Raw genomic sequence first — 17195 nt, forward strand, 5'->3', positions numbered from 1 at the left:
GATGCGCTACAGCTTTATACACCCCAAACCGAAAAAACGGCTTGACCAGGAGAGCAGGATTCTTGCGATATTCCTGCTGATCACCCTTCTTCTCGTTCTCGGATTTTCGGCTTTTGTCTATCTGAAGAAGCGTTCGATGGCCGAGGAGATCGTTTCGATGAAGGAGCAGACCCGAATGCTCAAAAAGAAGAGCGAACGCTTCAAAAACGAGATCGCCCGAATCGAACGTATCGCACAGAAGTACGAGATGATCAACACCAACAACACCCTTTTGAAAGAGAGCATCCAGAATCTTTTCGATCTCGTGCCCGACCAGATCACCTTGACCAAAGCAATTCTCGACAGGGAGGGGTTGGTGCTTTATGGTGTGACTCCCTCCAAGGACGTCTACAACTATCTGCTTCTCGCGCCGCTGAAGTCGGTTTTCCAGCGCAATGTCACCACCTTCTATCCTCTTGAAAACGGATGGTGGAGATTCGTGTCGGTCAACGAGGGAAGCATCGAAGCGGGCAGCGAGGTGGAGGAATGAGTCTCAAAGAGATCCGGCTCATACGCCTTCTTGGGTGGGTGCTTTTCTATCTGCTGGTCCTTTTCCTGCTTATTTTCGTTCTCGTGATTCCGGTGGTGAAATCCTACAAAAGTGTCAATAAGGAGTATGCCGAGCAGAAGGCGTACTATCTGGCCGCAAAAGACGAGCACGATACGATTTTCGACCGCCTCAAAAGCCTTCAGGCGAAAAACCGCAAGATCATCGAGGCGTTCGAAAACCGCTGGGACGAAAAGAAATTCATCGCCCAGGCGAGACGCTACTTCCTGAAAGTCGATGTCAAGCCCATCGACGTCAATACCAGCGAAAAGTATTTCAAAATCTACGAGATCAATGCGATGACAAAGATGAAGTCTCCCCAGAACTTCTATAAATTTCTCGATGCGCTTCCATCGCTTCCATTCGTGATCCAGGCCGATTTTCCCATCGCTTTCAGAGCGCACGGCGGGGATGAGATCGAGGGCATTTTCCGCATCCGGGTCTACGAAGAGAGGGTGGGCATTTCGGACAACAATCTCTCCAGGCCGCTTGTCATAAAAAGGTAGGGACGGATCTTTTCCGGGATTTCCGCCCGCCTGCAGCGTTCCCTGAAAATTTTCGGCATCGCTGCCTTAACGTAGGGTGCGATCCATATCGTGCGCTCTGCGATCCAAACGACCCATTTGCCTCCGACGACCACATAACGGTGTTTTAAAATCTCTTCTTTCTGGGCTTTTGAAAGAAGATAGCCGTGCTCTTTCAGCACCCTGTCGATTTGGCGAATCGCGATATCGTCGATCGCCGGCCTTTCGATGATGGTCAGCTCTTTGTGACGAAAGAGGACCACGGGTCTAGGCTGCAGAAGCTTTTTGTCCGCGAGCATGTATCGGAAACTGCGGGCGATCCCTTCGCTGCACTCTCGCATCAAAAATGCGGCGGCCTGATGTCTGAAACGGTTGCGGGTATATCGTTCCTCGAGATTCGACCGATCCACGAAATAGGGGATTTTTCTGCTTTCAAGATATGCCCTGAGGGCCTTTTTGGGCGTAAACAGGAGCGGCCGCACAAGAGTATAGCTCTCCCGCCGCTCTACGGGCTGCATGCCCACGAATTCGGCGCTGCCGCACCCTTTGCACAACTGCATGAGACTCCATTCGAGCATATCGTCGAGCTGATGGGCCGTGATGAGGTTCTCATACCCCTCCGCGGCGACGAGCGATTCGAAAAAATCGTAACGGATCTGCCGCGCCTTTTTTTCGAAACCCCTGCTTTCGGGATCGAGAGGAGCTTCACGGACAAATGCCCTTTTGCCGTCTTTTTCGGCCAGCTTTGTGGCGAAATGGGCCTCTTCGTCGCTTTGTGGACGGGTTTTGTAGTTGAGAAGCGCGATATCGAAAGGGATGTTTCTGTCTTTGAGCAGATGGTAGAGTGCCGTGGAGTCTATGCCGGCCGAAAAGGCCAGAAGATTCTTTCCGGTTTGAAGCTGGCGAAGGGCTTCGGGATCAAGCATCGCTTCGAATGCGCCCCAGAAGCTGTAGGCCGACCCGCTCAGTCACTTCGACCCGGTAGGTTTTTCCATAGAGGATGTTTTCGATGTCGCTGTCGTTGACAAGCACCTCTCCGTCGATTTCTGGTGCCCACAGAAGGGGGCGGGCCGAGAGGAGGAATTCGTGCTCTTCGCTGGGACCTTCGACAATCATGTCGCAGGTGTGGCCCACCATCTTCTCAAGCGAGGCGACGGTGGTGCGCTCCACAATCTCGCCCAGCCGTTCGGCCCGTGCACGGATCGTTTCGGGGTCGATCTTCGGCGAAAGGTTGTAGGCGCTTGTTCCCTCCTCGTCAGAGTATTCGAAAATGTTGACCCTGTCGAAACCGAACGTTTCAACGAAGCCGCAGAGCTCTTCGAACTCCTCGTCGGTTTCGGTGGGAAAACCGACGATGACGCTGGTTCGTACGAAACTGCCGGGAATTTCGCGCATATGCTCCAGCAGCGATTTGATCGTATCGGCACCGATGCCCCGTTTCATCGTTTTGAGAATCCGGGGATTGATGTGCTGGATCGGCATGTCGAAGTAGTTTTCGAAGATGGACGACGACGCGATGCGCTCGACGAGGCGCGGCGACGTGGTACTGGGGTAGAGATAGAGAATGCGCGCGCTTTTGACCCCTTCGATCGTTTCGACCACCCGGATCAGTTCGATGAGACCATCTTCTATGCCCTGGTCACGCAGATAGCTGCTCGAATCCTGGGAGATGAAACTGAAATCGTAAAATCCCCGATCCACCAGCCGTCTCACCTCCTTGACGACGCTTTCGAGCGTTCTGGAATGGAGTTTGCCCTTGAATCCCGGAATGGCGCAGAAACTGCAGGTCTGGTTGCACCCTTCGGCGAGCTTCACGTAGGCATGGGAGCCCGATCCGGTGACGATTCGCTCATGCTCTTCGCTGACCAGGAATACATGGGGCGTAAAACGGCTCTCTTTTTTGGCGATCAGCTCGTCGATCCTGTCGTAGTCTCCGACACCGGTAAAGATGTCGACCTCCGGCATCTCCTTTTTGAGTTCCGCTTTGTACCGTTCGCTCAGACACCCTGCCATGACAAGAAGAGAGTCCTTTCTTCTTGTTTCGTGCAGGTTCAAAACGGTCTGGACGCTCTCCTCCTTGGCTGCGTCGATGAAGCCGCAAGTGTTGACAATGATGACGTCGGCCTTTTCCGGTTCGTCCGTGAGCGTGAAGTTTTTCAGCCGGCCCAGCATGACTTCGGTATCGACCAGGTTTTTTGTGCAGCCGAGAGATACGATATGGAGTTTTTTCTTCATAATCCGCCTAAGATTGAAATGATAATTTTTCCGAATTTTACCATAATGGTCTATTCACAATTGATTCATGTTTAATATGTTAGAATCGGCTATTTTTTATGAAGGAGATGTGCCGATGAGAAAAGTTGCAACGATGCTTCTTTGCGGTGCGGCCCTGTTCGCCGCGGATATAAAAGTGGGAGAGCTCAAACAGCATATCGAGCTGGGTTATCTGGGCTCCTCGGGTAACTCCGACAGTCAGACGCTCAGCGCGGTCTACAGCAACGACTACCAATGGAGTGAGATGACCGATATGCACTTCAAAGCCGATGCCTACTACGGCGAAAAAGAGGGAGACAAGACCGACGAACGCTACCGGGCATACGGCATCGTCAACCACCACTATTCGCCCAAATGGTACTCCTACGTGGAAGCCGGCTTTCTGAGAAATCCTTTTGAAGGGTACGAACAGCAGTACAACGGAGGCCTGGGTATGGGTTATCTCTTCATCGACGACAAGACCCAACTTTTCAAGGTCCGCGGCGGTTACCAGTACCGGTGGGCCAATTTCACCGACGGGAGTGACGACGATTTCCACTATCTGAAACTGGGTGCGAACTACAATTACTATTTCAGCGAAACCAGCACGCTCGAATCGGAACTCAATTTCCTTGAAGATCTGGAGAGTGCCGATGACTTCGAGACGGTATTCAGAATCGGTGTGAAGGTGCTGATGGTCGAAAATCTTTCGTTGAGAGTGGGCTTTGAAGTGAAATATGACAACACGCCGGCACTCAACGATGACGGCAGTGAAAAAGATACGACCGACACCACGACAACTGTCGGCATCGTTTACGATTTCTAGGAGATAGAAGATGAATTTTGAATTTTTACAGCATATCGAGTGGAGCAAACTCGTCGATCTGGGCATCGTCTATGGATTGAAAGTGATCGGCGCGCTGGCGATCTTCGTTTTCGGAAAGTGGATTGCCAAGGCGCTGACACGTGTCACCAAAAAGGCGATGGAGCATGCCAAGGTGGAGGCGACGCTAGTTTCGTTCGTGGGGAGCATGGTCTATATCCTGTTGATGGTGGTCGTCATCCTGGCGGCACTCAACAATCTCGGCGTCAACACGACCTCTTTCGTGGCAATCCTCGGTGCCGCGGGTCTGGCTGTCGGCCTGGCCCTGCAGGGAACGCTCTCAAACGTGGGCGCGGCCGTGCTGCTTATCATGTTTCGTCCCTTCAAGGTGGGCGATTTTGTCGAAGCGGGTGGCACGGCCGGTGTGGTGGAAGAGATCAATATGTTCTCCACCATTTTCAAAACGGGTGACAACAAAGTGGTAATCGTCCCCAACAGTTCGGTCATAGGCGGCAATATCGTCAACTACTCGGCCAAAGAGACCCGCCGTGTCGACTGGACCTTCGGCATCGGATACGACGACGACCTGAAACTGGCCAAAAAGACGCTCGAAGAGATTCTGAAGGCCGATGAACGCATCCACGCCGACCCCGCCCCCTTCGTGGCGGTCTCCGAATTGGCCGACAGCAGTGTCAATTTTGTTTGCCGCGCCTGGGTCGACACGCCCGCGTACTGGGCGGTCTATTTCGATACGGTCGAAAAGGTCAAGCTGGTCTTCGATGAAAAAGGGATATCCATTCCCTATCCCCGGATGGATGTGCATCTGGACAAAGAAGAGCACCCGGCATGATTTTTTGTCATCCGGAGAAAACTCCTGTTTTCCGGGTGGCATCCATCCCGCTGTTTCAATATGCCAAGGCGGTCGGAACCGAATGAGTTTTCAAAAAGGATTGGATTGCAGATTATGAAAAAGAGTGGTGGCCAGAGGCAGAATCGAACTGCCGACACGCAGATTTTCAGTCTGCTGCTCTACCGACTGAGCTATCTGGCCGGTTGGTAGGTCGGAATTATAGAGCTTTTCATCTTAAAAACTGCTGACAATTTTTTTGAAAAGTTCGCCCCGTTGTGCATAGGAGGCAAACTGGTCGAGGCTTGCGGCCGCAGGCGAAAGAATGGCCACGCTTTTTTGCGTATGCCGTTTGTCGATGGCTTCGACGGCGCGTTCCAATGTTTCGTCGACTTCACAGCCAATGCGGTAGCGTTGTGCCAGTTTTGCGATCTTTTCTCGGTTGCTTCCGATGGCATAGATAAAAAGATCGTACTCCTTGAGCTTCTCAAACAGCGGTGAGAGATCAACGCCCTTGTCGTCTCCGCCCAGAATGAGATGAACGGTACGCTCTTTCCACGGCACGAGTGCCTGCGCCGTCGCATCGATATTGGTTGCTTTGGTATCGTTGATCCACAGACGCCCCCGACTGTCGATTATCTTCTCCTGCCGATGCGGCTCAAGTTTGAATTTGTTGATTTTTTCGTAGTCGATCTCGTCGAAAAGAATCTTCGCCACTCCCAGCGCCAGGACCGCATCGAGCGCAAAAGCCCCTTCGAATTCCACCTTTTTGGGATCGATACCGAAATAGGCACAGATGTCGTCGGTTCCCTCGTAGGGTATGAGGAAACCGTCGGTGGCACACCTTTCAAAAAGGTGGGGAAGCAGGACGGCTTCGCCTTCTTGCATGAAACCCAGAGGCTTGAGTTTGTCGGCAGTGTACGCCTCTTCTCCCCCGTGCCAGCTGAGGTGATCGGGTGTTACGGGAAGAAGCAGATAGAGATCGGGTTTGGCAAAACGGGTGTAATGGAGGGTAAACGAACTGGTCTCAAGGACCCAGATGGGCGCTTTGGCATCCATCCTGGCCAGTGGCGTGCCGATGTTGCCGCCGCTGACAGCCCCGCGATCTTCAAGCAGATGGGTGAGCATCTGGGTCGTCGTCGTTTTGCCGTTGGTCCCGGAAATCCAGATCGTAAAGGGGCGAGGGGAGAAAGAAGATATTCCGATGCGAGATTCCCGGATTTGCCGGCCGTAGTCGGAGAGGAAAAGGTCGTATTCGCTGATGAGGTTTTTGGCCTCTCGGATCAGCGGATGTGTCGGCGGAAATCCGGGACTGGGAATCTCCACATCGCTTTTTTCGGGGTCAAAGAGCGAGGGGGGAAGCAGCCGATTGCCTTTGTCGTCTTTGTGCGGGACCGTAACATGATCGTCGTAGAAATCGCATGGCCCCAGTTTTTCGGCGATGGCCCGTGTCGTTTTACCGTAACCAAAAAGCGAGACGATCATAACGCTCCCCCGGTACAAAGCGAAGAGCCGGAAGTGGGACGCGGGTGCCGGAAGCTCATGTCTGCCCTCAGTGACCTGTGATTTGCGAGCATCATCGTATCTTCAGTGTGATGAGGGCCAGGAGGTTGGCAATGAAGGCGATGATCCAGAATCGCACGATGATCTTGTTCTCGGCCCACTGTTTCATTTCGAAATGGTGGTGGATGGGAGCCATCAGGAAGATGCGCTTGCCCCTCAGTTTGTAGCTGCCCACCTGGGCGATGACAGAGACGGTTTCGATGACGAAGATGGCGCCGATGAGAATCAGCAGAATCTCACTTTTGCCAAGAATCGCCATGTATCCCAGGAAAGCGCCCACCGCCAGACTTCCGCTGTCTCCCATGAAGACCTCGGCCGGGTTGCAGTTGTACCAGAGAAAACCGATGAGGGCGCCTATGAGTGCCGATGCGACGACAGTCACCTCTCCAACACCGATGACTTTGGGCCAGAGGAGATAGTTGCTCAAAATGGCGTTGCCGGTAATGTAGACGATGACGCCCAGTGAGAAGAGGCCGAAAATGGAAGGGACCGTCGCCAGACCGTCCAGACCGTCCGTGAGGTTGACCGCGTTGCTCGCCGCGACGATGACCAGCGGCCAGAAAAGGAGAGAACCCCACATCATGTCAAAGAGTGGGAATTTGACAAACGGAATATAAAACTGCGTGTCGAATCCGGCATAGTAGACGAGAAAGGCGCTGATACAAAAAGCGATGAGAATCTGAAGCCCGAGTTTCGCACGGGCGCTCAATCCGTGGAGATTGTTGCCGGAAACCACTTTCCCGAGGTCGTCGGTATAGCCGATGGTGCAGAATCCTATCAGCGTGATGAGGGCGCCCATGACATAGGGATTGTTGAGTTTGGCACTGAGCAGGCTTGCTACGAGGGTGGAGAAAATGAAAACCACACCGCCCATGGTCGGAGTGTCCCGTTTTTTCAGGTGTGCCTTGGGGGCGAACTTGTTGATGGGCTGGCTCGCTTTTTTCGCTTTCGCCCAACGGATGAAGAGGGGCATGAGCCAGATGGTCAGGATAAAGGCGAGAAAAAAAGCGAATCCGGAACGGACGGTGATGTACTGGAAAAGGTTGATGTCGAGATGGCGGTAGAACCAATAGAGCATATGTCAAATACCTGTCGTAAAAAATGTTTTTTAGGAGGTTAAAAGCGGTATTTTAATATAGTTGGGCATAAAACAGTATAAATTCTCTGTAGTTTGAAGTGAAGGAATATGAACGTGGCGAAAAAGACCATTCTCATCATCACGGACGGTATCGGTTACAAGCCCCATTCCAGGGCCAATGCGTTCGAAGCGGCGAAAAAACCTACCTACGACAGGCTTTTCAAAGAGGTTCCCTATTCGCTCATCCATACCTATGGACTCCATGTGGGTCTGCCCGAAGGGCAGATGGGCAACTCGGAGGTGGGGCATATGACGATAGGAAGCGGGCGTGTGCTCTATCAGGACCTGGTCAAAATCTCCCTGGCGCTCAAAGACGGTTCTCTCAAAACCAACAAAGTGTTTCGTGAACTTCTTGACAAAAGCGATCGGCTTCATCTGATCGGCTTGATGAGCGACGGTGGGGTGCATTCGCATATCGAACACACGATAGGACTGGCGAAAATGGCGGCGGAAGCCGGGAAAAAGGTCTTTTTGCACCTGATTACGGACGGACGCGACGTCTCGCCCACGTCGGCCCCCCTCTATCTCAAACAGATCGAAGAGATAGTGAGTGAAAACATTCTCATCGCGACGCTCGGCGGACGTTTTTACACGATGGACCGTGATCAGCGCTGGGAACGTGTGGAAAAGGGGTACCGTGCCATTGTCGAAGCGTCACCGAAAACCGACCTTTCGCCCATCGACTATGTCCAAAAGTGCTATGCCGAAGATATGACGGACGAGTTCATCCTGCCGACGGCGTTTGCGGGGCATGAGGGCATGGAGGAAGGAGACGGTGTGCTTTTCATCAATTTCCGAAGCGACCGGATGCGGGAGATCGTCACGGCGATCGGGGACCCGAAGTTCGACAAATTCGAGCGCAAGCCGATCCATGTCCATATCGCGACGATGACCGAGTACGACAAGTCGTTTCCCTACCCGGTGCTTTTCAGAAAAGAGGTGCCGAAAAACACACTGGCGGAAGTGATCGCCGATGCGGGCCTGACGCAGCTGCATACGGCGGAAACGGAAAAGTATGCCCATGTCACCTTCTTCTTCAACGGGGGGGTCGAAGAGCCGGTGCTCAACGAGTCGCGCGTGCTGATTCCGAGTCCGAAGGTGAAAACCTACGACATGAAGCCGCAGATGAGCGCGCCGGAGGTGGGCGATGCGGTGCTGACCGCGATGGAGGAGGCATACGACTTCATCGTCGTCAACTTCGCCAACGGCGACATGGTGGGCCATACGGGCAATTTTGAAGCGGCTGTCAAGGCGGTCGAGGCGGTCGATGCGCAGCTTGGGCGCATTTTCGACAAAGCGGAAGAGAAGGATTACAGGGTCGTGCTCACCTCCGACCACGGCAACTGCGAAGAGATGATGGACGAAGAGGGGCACATTCTGACCAACCACACTGTCGGCGATGTATGGTGTTTTATCAAGGCGCCGGGCGTCAAAGAGGTCAAACCGGGTGCGCTCAACAACATCGCTCCGACGGTGTTGAAGCTGATGGAGCTTCCGATACCCAAAGAGATGGATGAACCTTTGATTTGAAAGGAGAAACGGCCTTTCAAATCAAAGCTAAAAACCAAAAAACGTGGATTGATATTTTTGATTTTTCATTGATCACAAGTAGAGGAGAAAAAGGATGAGATTTTCGGGTAAAAACGTTTTAGTGACAGGGGCTAGCCGCGGTATCGGGGCGGAAATCGCCAAGACACTGGCGGGGTACGGCCTGAAAGTGTGGATCAACTACCGAAGCGGCGCCGAGGCGGCGGATGCGGTGAAAGCCCAGATCGAAACGGACGGCGGCGAAGCGGCGGTGATCGGATTTGATGTCAGTGACGAAGCGGCCTATGTGGATGCGGTCAAAACCATCGTGGATGCCGACGGGGAACTCAGCTACATCGTCAACAACGCCGGTATCACAAAAGACAAGCTGGCGATGCGGATGAAGGTGGAGGAGTTCGAAGCGGTGCTCAAAGCCAACCTCACCTCTGCCTTCGTCGGCTGCCGCGAGGCGATCAAGGTGATGGGAAAAAAACGATTCGGAGCCGTCGTCAATGTCGCCTCCATCGTCGGGGAGACAGGCAATGCGGGCCAGACCAACTACAGCGCTTCCAAAGGTGGTCTCATCGCCATGACGAAGAGCTTCGCATTGGAGGGTGCGCCCCGAAACATCCGTTTCAACAGCGTCACTCCCGGTTTCATCAAAACCGACATGACCGACGAACTGAAAGAGGAGATCCGGCAGAGTTTCATCGACCGTATACCCCTCTCCCGTTTCGGAGACCCCAGGGAAGTTGCCGAAGCGATCGCTTTTTTGCTCAGTGACCACGCCTCCTACATCACAGGAGAAACCCTCAAAGTCAACGGCGGCATGAATATGGCTTGAGCCGTGTAGAAAACGACACCTGCGTGTCGTTTTCAGGCTCAAGCGGGTTTTGGCATCTGCGCCTGCGCAGCCCAAAACCCCGGACGGCATGAGCCGGGCAGGAAGCACCAAGTAAGCAGGAATTGACTCGGCAAGGCAACCCTGTTTTGTAACATTGGCCGTGTAGAAAACGACACCTGCGTGTCGTTTTCAGGCTCAAGCGGGTTTTGGCATCTGCGCCTGCGCACCGCCGGAGAAGGGAGACCTCATGAGCCGATGCTCGACACCCGGTACTCAATTCTCGACAGTGCAAGAGTTATTTTAAACTTTTTTTTGCTACCATTATGCAATTCATTAAAAAAGGAGATTGGTATGGCAATTTTTGACGACGTAAAAGAGGTAGTTGTAGAGCAGCTCAACGTCAATCCGGACGAAGTGAAGTTGGAGTCCAAATTTGTTGAGGATCTCGGTGCGGACAGCCTCGATGTTGTTGAACTCGTCATGGCGCTTGAAGAGAAGTTCGGGATCGAAATTCCGGACGATCAGGCTGAAAAGATCCAGACTGTCGGCGATGCGGTCAAGTATATCGAAGAGAACAAGTAACGTTTTTCCTGTTGTGGCGGAGGAGATGTTTTTTCCTTCGCCGGTCTTCATAAGGAAAGAGATTTTTTCACGAAAAAGTTGTGAAAACAGGATATTGCAGGTGAATTAAAGGAGATTGTGTGAGGCGAGTGGTAGTCACCGGGCTTGGGATGATAAACGCAGTAGGTCATGATAAAGAGAGTTCTTTTAAAGCCATACTTGAGGGACAATGTGGCATTGAAAGAATTACTTTGTTCGATGCGAGCAGCTTCAGTGTGCAGATTGCCGCGGAGGTAAAGAATTTCGACCCGAAAACCGTGATGGATCCCAAAGAGGTGAAAAAAGCCGACCGGTTCATACAACTGGGTCTCAAAGCGGCGGCCGAAGCGATCGAAGATGCAGGCATCGACGAATCGGTGGAGCGGGAAAGCTTCGGCGTGAGCTGCGCTTCGGGAATCGGCGGACTGCCGACCATCGAAAAAAACTCCATCGTTCTTCATGAAAGAGGCCCCCGGCGCATCTCTCCCTTTTTCATTCCTTCGGCGCTCGCCAACATGCTGGGGGGATTCGTTTCGATCGCCCATACACTCAAAGGGCCGAATCTCGGGTCTGTCACGGCTTGCGCCGCCGGCACCCATGCCATCAGCGAGGCAGCAAAGACGATACTTCTCGGCGGTGCCGACAGAATGCTCGTCGTTGGCGGAGAAGCCGCCATTACAGGTATCGGAGTCGGCGGATTTGCCGCCATGAAAGCGCTCAGTACGAGAAACGACGATCCCAAGCACGCTTCGCGGCCGTTCGACAAGGAGCGCGACGGTTTCATTATGGGCGAAGGGGCCGGAGCTTTGGTGCTCGAAGAGTACGAAGCGGCCAAAGCGCGCGGCGCGAACATCTATGCCGAACTGATCGGTTTCGGTGAGAGCGGAGATGCGAACCATATTACGACGCCGACGATGGACGGACCGCTGCGTGCCATGAAAGCGGCCATGAAAATGGCAGGCAATCCCCGTGTCGACTACGTCAATGCCCACGGCACCTCTACGCCCATCAACGACAGGAACGAAACAGCCGCACTGAAAGAGCTTTTCGGAGGCAAGGAGAAGTGTCCTGCGGTGAGTTCGACCAAAGGGCAGATCGGCCACTGTCTGGGCGCCGCCGGCGCGATCGAAGCGGTGATTACGCTGATGGCGATACGTGAGGGGACCATTCCTCCGACGATCAACTACGAAAACCCGGATCCGGACTGCGATCTCGACTATGTCCCCAACGAAGCGAGAAAAGCGGATATCGAAGTGGCCATGAGCAACTCCTTTGGATTCGGCGGCACCAACGGCGTCGTCATCTTCAAAAAGGTCTGATGTGGCAACCTATCTTCCGTTTGAGGAGAAACTCAAGGAGATTGAGGATGAAATCGCCGCGGCGAAGGTACGAGGCGATACGGAAGCGGTTGTTATACTGGAAAAAGATCTCGAAAAAGAGCTGACGAAAGTCTACAAAAACCTCTCGGATTATCAAAAACTTCAGCTCGCACGGCATCCCGACCGCCCCTACGCGCTCGACTATGTCCGCACTTTGATGCATGACGCCATCGAAATCCATGGCGACAGGACGTACCGCGACGATCCGGCCATTATCTGCTACCTGGGATATATCGGCGAAGAGAAGTGTCTTGTCATCGGCGAACAGAAGGGCCGGGGAACGAAAAACAAGCTCAAACGCAATTTCGGCATGCCCCATCCGGAGGGATACCGCAAGGCGCTGAGGGCTGCAAAACTCGCCGAAAAATTCGACATCCCGATTCTGATGCTGATCGATACGCCGGGGGCCTATCCCGGCCTCGGCGCGGAAGAGCGCGGGCAGAGCGAAGCGATCGCCCGCAATCTACTGGAACTGAGCCGACTTGATACGATTACCGTATCGGTGGTCATCGGCGAAGGGGGCAGCGGAGGAGCGCTGGCCATCGGCGTCGCCGACAGATTGGCGATGATGCGCTACTCCATCTTCAGTGTCATATCGCCGGAGGGGTGTGCCGCGATTCTCTGGAACGACCCGGCGAAAGTGGAGCAGGCGACCAAGGCGTTGAAGATCACCCCCGACGAACTTCTGAAAATGGATCTGATCGACCAGATAATCGACGAGCCGCTGATCGGTGCCCATCGGGACAAAGAGGGCGCCGCCAAAGCGGTGGGGGACTATTTCCTCGCACAGCTTGCGGAGCTCAAAGGTCTCGACCGCGACGAGCGTCTGAAAAAAAGGTACGAGAAGATGATGGGGTATGGCGCTTTTGCCGAACCCCAGAAAAAGGAGTAGGAGAAAAGGGCATAAAAAAAGCCGGCCCCGACATTTCGCCGGGACCGGCCTTCTGGTTGAAAAGCTCTTTTAGAGTCCGTGCTCTTTTTTGTATTCGAGAATCATGCGATAGGCTTCGTCTTTGAGTCGGAGTTTCTCTTTTTTCAGTTTTTCGAGCTCAAGGTCGTCCATGTGCTGGCGTCCCTCTTCCACTTCCGTAACTGTATCGTCGAGCTCGTTGTGGCGCTCGAAAATTTTGGCGAAATGTGCGTTTTCGACTTTCAGCTTGCTGATGATATCGCGATATTCATGAAGCATTTTTGTCTCCTGTGGAAATTTTTCTGATTATATTCAATTCTTACTTATTATGTCCTGTAATCCGCATTGATTTTGACATATTCATGTCCGAGGTCGCATCCGTAGGCAGTGAAAGCGCCCGGTCCCATACCGAGGTCGCAATGGATGGCAAAGGCCTTTTTTCGCATGATGCGGGCCGCTTTTTCTTCTGTTTCGCTGTCGAAAAGAATCGCCCCCCTCTCGTAGACCGTGACGTTTCCGAACGTTATGGTCAGTTTCTCGGGGGCGCATTTTACGCCGCTCGCTCCGATGGTGGACGCGATACGTCCCCAATTGGGGTCTTCGCCGAAGAGTGCTGTTTTGACCAGGAGGGAATTGGTCAGGGCCTTCGCCGCCACAGCCGCCTCTTCGCGGTTGGCGGCACCGGTAATTTTGAATGCGACGCACTTGGTGGCGCCTTCCCCGTCGGAAACGATTTTCAAAGCGAGTTCGTGCATCGCTTTTTCAAGAGCGAACAGGAAAGCTTCCCGATCGTAGACACCGGATTTCCCGTTGGAAAGAAGCATGACGGTGTCGTTGGTGGATGTGTCGCCGTCGACGCTGATGGCATTGAAGGTCGTGGCGACCGACGCTCTTAGCAGGGCGGGCATTTCGTCTGCAGGAAGAGCGGCATCGGTGGTGATGAAACAGAGCATCGTCGCCATGGCGGGATTGATCATCCCCGCGCCTTTGGCCATGGCTCCGATACGGAAAGAATCGCCGTTTTCCAGTCGCACTTCGAATGCCACACTCTTTTCATAGCTGTCGGTCGTCATGATGGCCCGGGCCGCAGCCATCGGGTCTTTGCGGGAGAGATCGAACCTTTCGAGCCCCCGCATGATCTTCTCTTTCGGGAGAGGGACGCCGATGACACCCGTGGAACTCATGACGGGATGGATCGGTTTCTTTAGGAGGGCTTTGGCATGTTCGAGTACGAGTTCGACATCTTCGACGCCGGCGGAGCCTGTCATGGCATTGGCGTTTTTGGCATTGATCAGAACGAAGTTTGTCTGCTCGATCCCCTCTTTTTTGAAATGGAGGATGGGGGCCGCCTGAAAACGGTTCGTGGTGAAAACGGCCCGTATATCGCACAGGGTATCCGAATAGATAAAAGCGAGATCTTTCTGGTCGTCGGGTTTGAGACCGCAGGCGATGCCGTCTGCGAAAAAACCATCCGGGGCGCAGACGCCGCCTTCAACGGAAATGACTGTATACATGGCTTTCTCCTGGAAGAGATCGAAGTGTTAGGGGATGGAGGAAAAAAGTGTGGGTGCAAGGGGCCAAAGGAATACCTTTGGCAAGGGGGGCTCAGGCGCCCCGTTTTTTCATGGTGCGTAGCGTCGAAGCCGCAACACGGATTTTTTTACGGGTGCCGTCTTCGAGCGTGATGCGGACCGTACGGAGGTTGGGAAGAAAACGCCGTTTCGTCTTGTTGTGGGCGTGACTGACGTTGTTGCCGGTCATTGGACCTTTTCCTGTGATTGCGCATTTTCGTGCCATAATTTCTACCTTTGAAAATTTAGGAATAAAAAGTTGGCTAATTCTATTGAAACAAACCAAAGATTTTGCTTAAATTAAGAAACAATTCAGAATCTCAAGGCGCTTTTCCCCAAACGTGCGGGAAGTTTCAAAACTTTTACGATAAAATTGTACCAAAAACCGAAGGTCTATCCGTACGATGGTGACACCCAAGCAAATCGCAGAGTATATTCGACAAATTCCGCCCCTTCCCGAATCGCTCAAAAAGACGATCGACGCCCTGGAAGAGGGTGAACTCGCGAAAGCGGCGAAAGCGGCAGAAGCCGATCCCGCATTGATTCAGTATCTCAAACAGGTGGTCAACAGTGCCGCCTACGGATTCCGCAACGAGCTGAAGGATGCTTCGCAGATCTTCTCGGCTTTGGGTGTCGAACGTGCCAAACAGCTTCTGTATGCCTATATGGTTACACTGATCGCACCGAAAGAGTGGGCCTTCTTCACGATCGACAACCAAGGGTTCAGACAGTTTCAGACGGACTTGATGCGCCAATGGGAGCGGATTGTCAGGCACGAGGGAGCCAAGGAGAAGTACCTGAGTGCCGCGGCCATTATGAGTGCGGGACTCGTTGTCGCCGATGCGATATTCGCGGACCACGCCTCCGACGTAGCGCTTCTGAGGGAATCGGGAGACTACGATCTCGATACGATTCTGGAGCGGGTAAGCCGGCTTACGTTCGACCGCCTCGTGGCGACCATCGCCAAGAAGTGGGAGGTGGACAAAGATGTGACGGAATTGGTCGCTCTGGCTTTCGGAAGAGAGGAGTGTGCACCTCAAATTCGGTTTTGCAAGCTGGCACGTATGCTTCATCTGCTTCTCTTCTTTGAGTTGAGTCGGCCTGCGATGATGGATGCCGGAGCCAATGCGTTCATCAGTTTCAATCCCGAATTTTCTGAACCGGTGCTCGAAGAGTTCCAGGAGATTGCGGGGATCGAATGAGACCGACCATCAAAAAACAGAAGATCGCCTATTTTTCGCCCCAGGGATTTCTCGATGGCAACAATGCGTCGCAGTTGATAACGATGCAGGATATGCAGGCGGTCAGGGTATCCAATGTTTCGATGGTGCTTGTTTCGCTGAAAAAGGTGGTCTTTTTCAACAAAAACGGCATCTCCATCGTACTCGATGCTCTTGAGAAGATACAAAAAGAGCTGAAAGTCACGATCGGTTTTTGCGACTACACGAGAAAACAGTACGAGGCATTCTTCAAATTTTTCGAGGGCGATATCGGTTTTTCCCTTTTCAAAACCCTCGATGTCGCCATGCTTTTTGCCGGAGTAAACGAGGCACAGGAGGGAGACGAGAGTGTTTTGATTTACAACGAGGATCCCACCCAGCGAAGCATGCAGGCGATCGAAGTTTTCGACAAGGGGTACAATCCGGTCGTGGTCCAGACACTCGACGATTTCACGGTGCGGGCCGAAGACAAAGAGAAGTTTGTGGCAATCGTGGAGCGGACCTACCTGGGACTGATGTCCAACCGCATCGCCGCAAAAACCCGGGGCAACTGCGTCATCTACTATCTAAAAGGTTTTCTGGACGGCTCGGTGACGGAGCAGTTCGATGTGATCTACCATCAAAACTGCCTGAAAGTCGGTTTCCAACTCTTCATGTTCGATGCCACCCGAGTCAGTTCTCTCAACATCCATGCCGCCAACTTCTTCTCCCGGCTTTCGACGGCGGGTGCGGAGTACGGGGCGCTGATCGCCATCGTCGGCCTCGATATGGAAAAGACGCCCAAGAGATTCGTGGAGGAACTCGAAGATGCCGGTATCATGTTTTTCGAGAACGAGACCGACTTCTTTACCGACGAGGTGGTGCAGTCGATGAGCGGCGGCGGGGCAGCGGTCAAAAAGGAGAGGCACAAACTCACCAAGCCCATGGTCGCACGCCTGCCGGTGCTGGTCTCCGCGACGATGGACACTCTGCAGATGATGACCGGCATGATGGCTTTGAAGGAGGATATGAACATTCAGCCGTTCAAGCACAAAGGAAAGGAGCTGATGGCCAGCTCCATCGCCTTTTTCGGAGACATCGAGGGTATGATAACGCTTGTGATGCCCCGCGAACTGGTCCGGAAATCGTGCGCCCTGCTGGTTGGGGAGGAGAGTGACGACACCGTCGTGCTGGCGGATGCTTTAAGCGAACTGGTGAATATCGTGGCGGGGAAATCGAAGACGCAGCTGCAGGAGCAGGGTGTCAATATCGATATCACCCTGCCCCGCAGCTACACTTCCATCGACGATCTGGAAAGGACCCTCGAAGGGGTACAGGGCGTACAGGTAAATTTCAGTTTTGAAGAGTACCCTTTCACTTTCTATTTGAGCCCGTAGCGGTTTGGCAAATAAGAAAGAGTGAACGCAAAGG

At 53.2% G+C, this 17195-nt stretch carries 18 protein-coding genes and 1 tRNA gene; 11 read left to right on the plus strand and 8 right to left on the minus strand.

Annotated elements, in window-relative coordinates:
- Position 1: 1 nt before the first annotated feature.
- Together JMG82_RS09250 and JMG82_RS09255 are read left to right on the plus strand one after the other, a co-directional pair.
- On the plus strand, positions 2-529 hold the full coding sequence (locus JMG82_RS09250; RefSeq protein WP_201352464.1) for a hypothetical protein: 528 nt from the start codon (positions 2-4) through the stop codon (positions 527-529).
- Positions 526-1092 carry a hypothetical protein gene (locus JMG82_RS09255; RefSeq protein ID WP_201352465.1) on the plus strand — a complete coding sequence of 189 codons (567 nt, stop codon included), beginning with the start codon at positions 526-528 and terminating at the stop codon, positions 1090-1092. The genes JMG82_RS09250 and JMG82_RS09255 overlap by 4 nt, the downstream gene beginning before the upstream one ends.
- On the opposite strand, the gene tilS is transcribed toward JMG82_RS09255, so the two are convergent.
- Together tilS and rimO are read right to left on the minus strand one after the other, a co-directional pair.
- Positions 1029-2036 carry a tRNA lysidine(34) synthetase TilS gene (gene tilS, locus JMG82_RS09260; protein WP_201352466.1) on the minus strand — a complete coding sequence of 336 codons (1008 nt, stop codon included), beginning with the start codon at positions 2034-2036 and terminating at the stop codon, positions 1029-1031. The genes JMG82_RS09255 and tilS overlap by 64 nt on opposite strands.
- The gene (gene rimO, locus JMG82_RS09265; RefSeq protein WP_201352467.1) at positions 2029-3345 is read right to left on the minus strand and encodes a 30S ribosomal protein S12 methylthiotransferase RimO; all 1317 of its coding nucleotides are present in this window, start codon (positions 3343-3345) and stop codon (positions 2029-2031) included. Before rimO ends, tilS begins: the two co-directional genes overlap by 8 nt.
- Before the next feature lie 115 nt (positions 3346-3460).
- Between rimO and JMG82_RS09270 the strand changes: the two genes are divergently transcribed.
- Complete coding sequence (locus JMG82_RS09270) at positions 3461-4189, plus strand: DUF481 domain-containing protein (RefSeq protein ID WP_201352468.1); 729 nt, start codon at positions 3461-3463, stop codon at positions 4187-4189.
- Between the two features lie 10 nt (positions 4190-4199).
- The gene (locus JMG82_RS09275; protein WP_201352469.1) at positions 4200-5036 is read left to right on the plus strand and encodes a mechanosensitive ion channel family protein; all 837 of its coding nucleotides are present in this window, start codon (positions 4200-4202) and stop codon (positions 5034-5036) included.
- 125 nt (positions 5037-5161) lie between these two features.
- Here the strand turns inward: JMG82_RS09275 and JMG82_RS09280 are convergent.
- From JMG82_RS09280 to mraY, 3 genes are all read right to left on the minus strand, one after another.
- Positions 5162-5237, minus strand: a tRNA-Phe gene (locus tag JMG82_RS09280).
- Between the two features lie 33 nt (positions 5238-5270).
- On the minus strand, positions 5271-6518 hold the full coding sequence (locus JMG82_RS09285) for a Mur ligase family protein (protein WP_201352470.1): 1248 nt from the start codon (positions 6516-6518) through the stop codon (positions 5271-5273).
- A gap of 91 nt (positions 6519-6609) precedes the next feature.
- Entirely contained in the window at positions 6610-7674 is a 1065-nt protein-coding gene (mraY, locus tag JMG82_RS09290) for a phospho-N-acetylmuramoyl-pentapeptide-transferase (RefSeq protein WP_201352471.1), read from the minus strand.
- 114 nt (positions 7675-7788) lie between these two features.
- On the opposite strand from mraY, the gene gpmI reads away from it, so the two are divergent.
- The 5 genes from gpmI (at position 7789) to accA (ending at position 12976) form a co-directional block, all read left to right on the plus strand.
- Positions 7789-9264, plus strand: coding sequence for a 2,3-bisphosphoglycerate-independent phosphoglycerate mutase (gene gpmI / locus JMG82_RS09295; RefSeq protein ID WP_201352472.1), 1476 nt, complete (start codon positions 7789-7791; stop codon positions 9262-9264).
- 94 nt (positions 9265-9358) lie between these two features.
- On the plus strand, positions 9359-10105 hold the full coding sequence (gene fabG, locus JMG82_RS09300) for a 3-oxoacyl-ACP reductase FabG (protein ID WP_201352473.1): 747 nt from the start codon (positions 9359-9361) through the stop codon (positions 10103-10105).
- Positions 10106-10456: 351 nt separating this feature from the next.
- Positions 10457-10687 carry an acyl carrier protein gene (acpP, locus tag JMG82_RS09305; protein ID WP_201352474.1) on the plus strand — a complete coding sequence of 77 codons (231 nt, stop codon included), beginning with the start codon at positions 10457-10459 and terminating at the stop codon, positions 10685-10687.
- 119 nt (positions 10688-10806) lie between these two features.
- Positions 10807-12024, plus strand: coding sequence for a beta-ketoacyl-ACP synthase II (locus JMG82_RS09310; RefSeq protein WP_201352475.1), 1218 nt, complete (start codon positions 10807-10809; stop codon positions 12022-12024).
- Position 12025: 1 nt separating this feature from the next.
- Complete coding sequence (accA, locus tag JMG82_RS09315) at positions 12026-12976, plus strand: acetyl-CoA carboxylase carboxyl transferase subunit alpha (protein ID WP_201352476.1); 951 nt, start codon at positions 12026-12028, stop codon at positions 12974-12976.
- 69 nt (positions 12977-13045) lie between these two features.
- Here accA and JMG82_RS09320 read toward each other — a convergent pair whose 3' ends face one another.
- The 3 genes from JMG82_RS09320 to rpmB form a co-directional block, all read right to left on the minus strand.
- The gene (locus tag JMG82_RS09320) at positions 13046-13273 is read right to left on the minus strand and encodes an HP1242/YdcH family protein (RefSeq protein ID WP_201352477.1); all 228 of its coding nucleotides are present in this window, start codon (positions 13271-13273) and stop codon (positions 13046-13048) included.
- A 47-nt stretch (positions 13274-13320) separates the two neighbouring features.
- Positions 13321-14508 carry a bifunctional glutamate N-acetyltransferase/amino-acid acetyltransferase ArgJ gene (gene argJ, locus JMG82_RS09325; RefSeq protein ID WP_201352478.1) on the minus strand — a complete coding sequence of 396 codons (1188 nt, stop codon included), beginning with the start codon at positions 14506-14508 and terminating at the stop codon, positions 13321-13323.
- A 91-nt stretch (positions 14509-14599) separates the two neighbouring features.
- Positions 14600-14791, minus strand: coding sequence for a 50S ribosomal protein L28 (gene rpmB, locus JMG82_RS09330; RefSeq protein WP_201352479.1), 192 nt, complete (start codon positions 14789-14791; stop codon positions 14600-14602).
- A 178-nt stretch (positions 14792-14969) separates the two neighbouring features.
- Here rpmB and JMG82_RS09335 point away from each other — a divergent pair, with 178 nt between their 5' ends.
- Both JMG82_RS09335 and JMG82_RS09340 read left to right on the plus strand, forming a co-directional pair.
- On the plus strand, positions 14970-15767 hold the full coding sequence (locus JMG82_RS09335) for an HDOD domain-containing protein (RefSeq protein WP_201352480.1): 798 nt from the start codon (positions 14970-14972) through the stop codon (positions 15765-15767).
- Entirely contained in the window at positions 15764-17161 is a 1398-nt protein-coding gene (locus JMG82_RS09340) for a chemotaxis protein CheX (protein ID WP_201352481.1), read from the plus strand. The genes JMG82_RS09335 and JMG82_RS09340 overlap by 4 nt, the downstream gene beginning before the upstream one ends.
- The last annotated feature ends 34 nt before the right edge of the window (positions 17162-17195 follow it).

This window comes from Hydrogenimonas urashimensis (genome assembly GCF_016593255.1).
Lineage (GTDB): Bacteria > Campylobacterota > Campylobacteria > Campylobacterales > Hydrogenimonadaceae > Hydrogenimonas > Hydrogenimonas urashimensis.

Coding starts and splice junctions, on each gene's coding strand:
- JMG82_RS09285 (WP_201352470.1), bottom strand. CDS start 6,518: ATGATCGTCTCGCTTTTTGGTTACGGTAAAACGACACGGGCCATCGCC.
- JMG82_RS09270 (WP_201352468.1), top strand. CDS start 3,461: ATGAGAAAAGTTGCAACGATGCTTCTTTGCGGTGCGGCCCTGTTCGCC.
- fabG (WP_201352473.1), top strand. CDS start 9,359: ATGAGATTTTCGGGTAAAAACGTTTTAGTGACAGGGGCTAGCCGCGGT.
- JMG82_RS09250 (WP_201352464.1), top strand. CDS start 2: ATGCGCTACAGCTTTATACACCCCAAACCGAAAAAACGGCTTGACCAG.
- mraY (WP_201352471.1), bottom strand. CDS start 7,674: ATGCTCTATTGGTTCTACCGCCATCTCGACATCAACCTTTTCCAGTAC.
- JMG82_RS09255 (WP_201352465.1), top strand. CDS start 526: ATGAGTCTCAAAGAGATCCGGCTCATACGCCTTCTTGGGTGGGTGCTT.
- JMG82_RS09340 (WP_201352481.1), top strand. CDS start 15,764: ATGAGACCGACCATCAAAAAACAGAAGATCGCCTATTTTTCGCCCCAG.
- argJ (WP_201352478.1), bottom strand. CDS start 14,508: ATGTATACAGTCATTTCCGTTGAAGGCGGCGTCTGCGCCCCGGATGGT.
- rimO (WP_201352467.1), bottom strand. CDS start 3,345: ATGAAGAAAAAACTCCATATCGTATCTCTCGGCTGCACAAAAAACCTG.
- acpP (WP_201352474.1), top strand. CDS start 10,457: ATGGCAATTTTTGACGACGTAAAAGAGGTAGTTGTAGAGCAGCTCAAC.
- rpmB (WP_201352479.1), bottom strand. CDS start 14,791: ATGGCACGAAAATGCGCAATCACAGGAAAAGGTCCAATGACCGGCAAC.
- JMG82_RS09335 (WP_201352480.1), top strand. CDS start 14,970: ATGGTGACACCCAAGCAAATCGCAGAGTATATTCGACAAATTCCGCCC.
- JMG82_RS09275 (WP_201352469.1), top strand. CDS start 4,200: ATGAATTTTGAATTTTTACAGCATATCGAGTGGAGCAAACTCGTCGAT.
- tilS (WP_201352466.1), bottom strand. CDS start 2,036: ATGCTTGATCCCGAAGCCCTTCGCCAGCTTCAAACCGGAAAGAATCTT.
- JMG82_RS09320 (WP_201352477.1), bottom strand. CDS start 13,273: ATGCTTCATGAATATCGCGATATCATCAGCAAGCTGAAAGTCGAAAAC.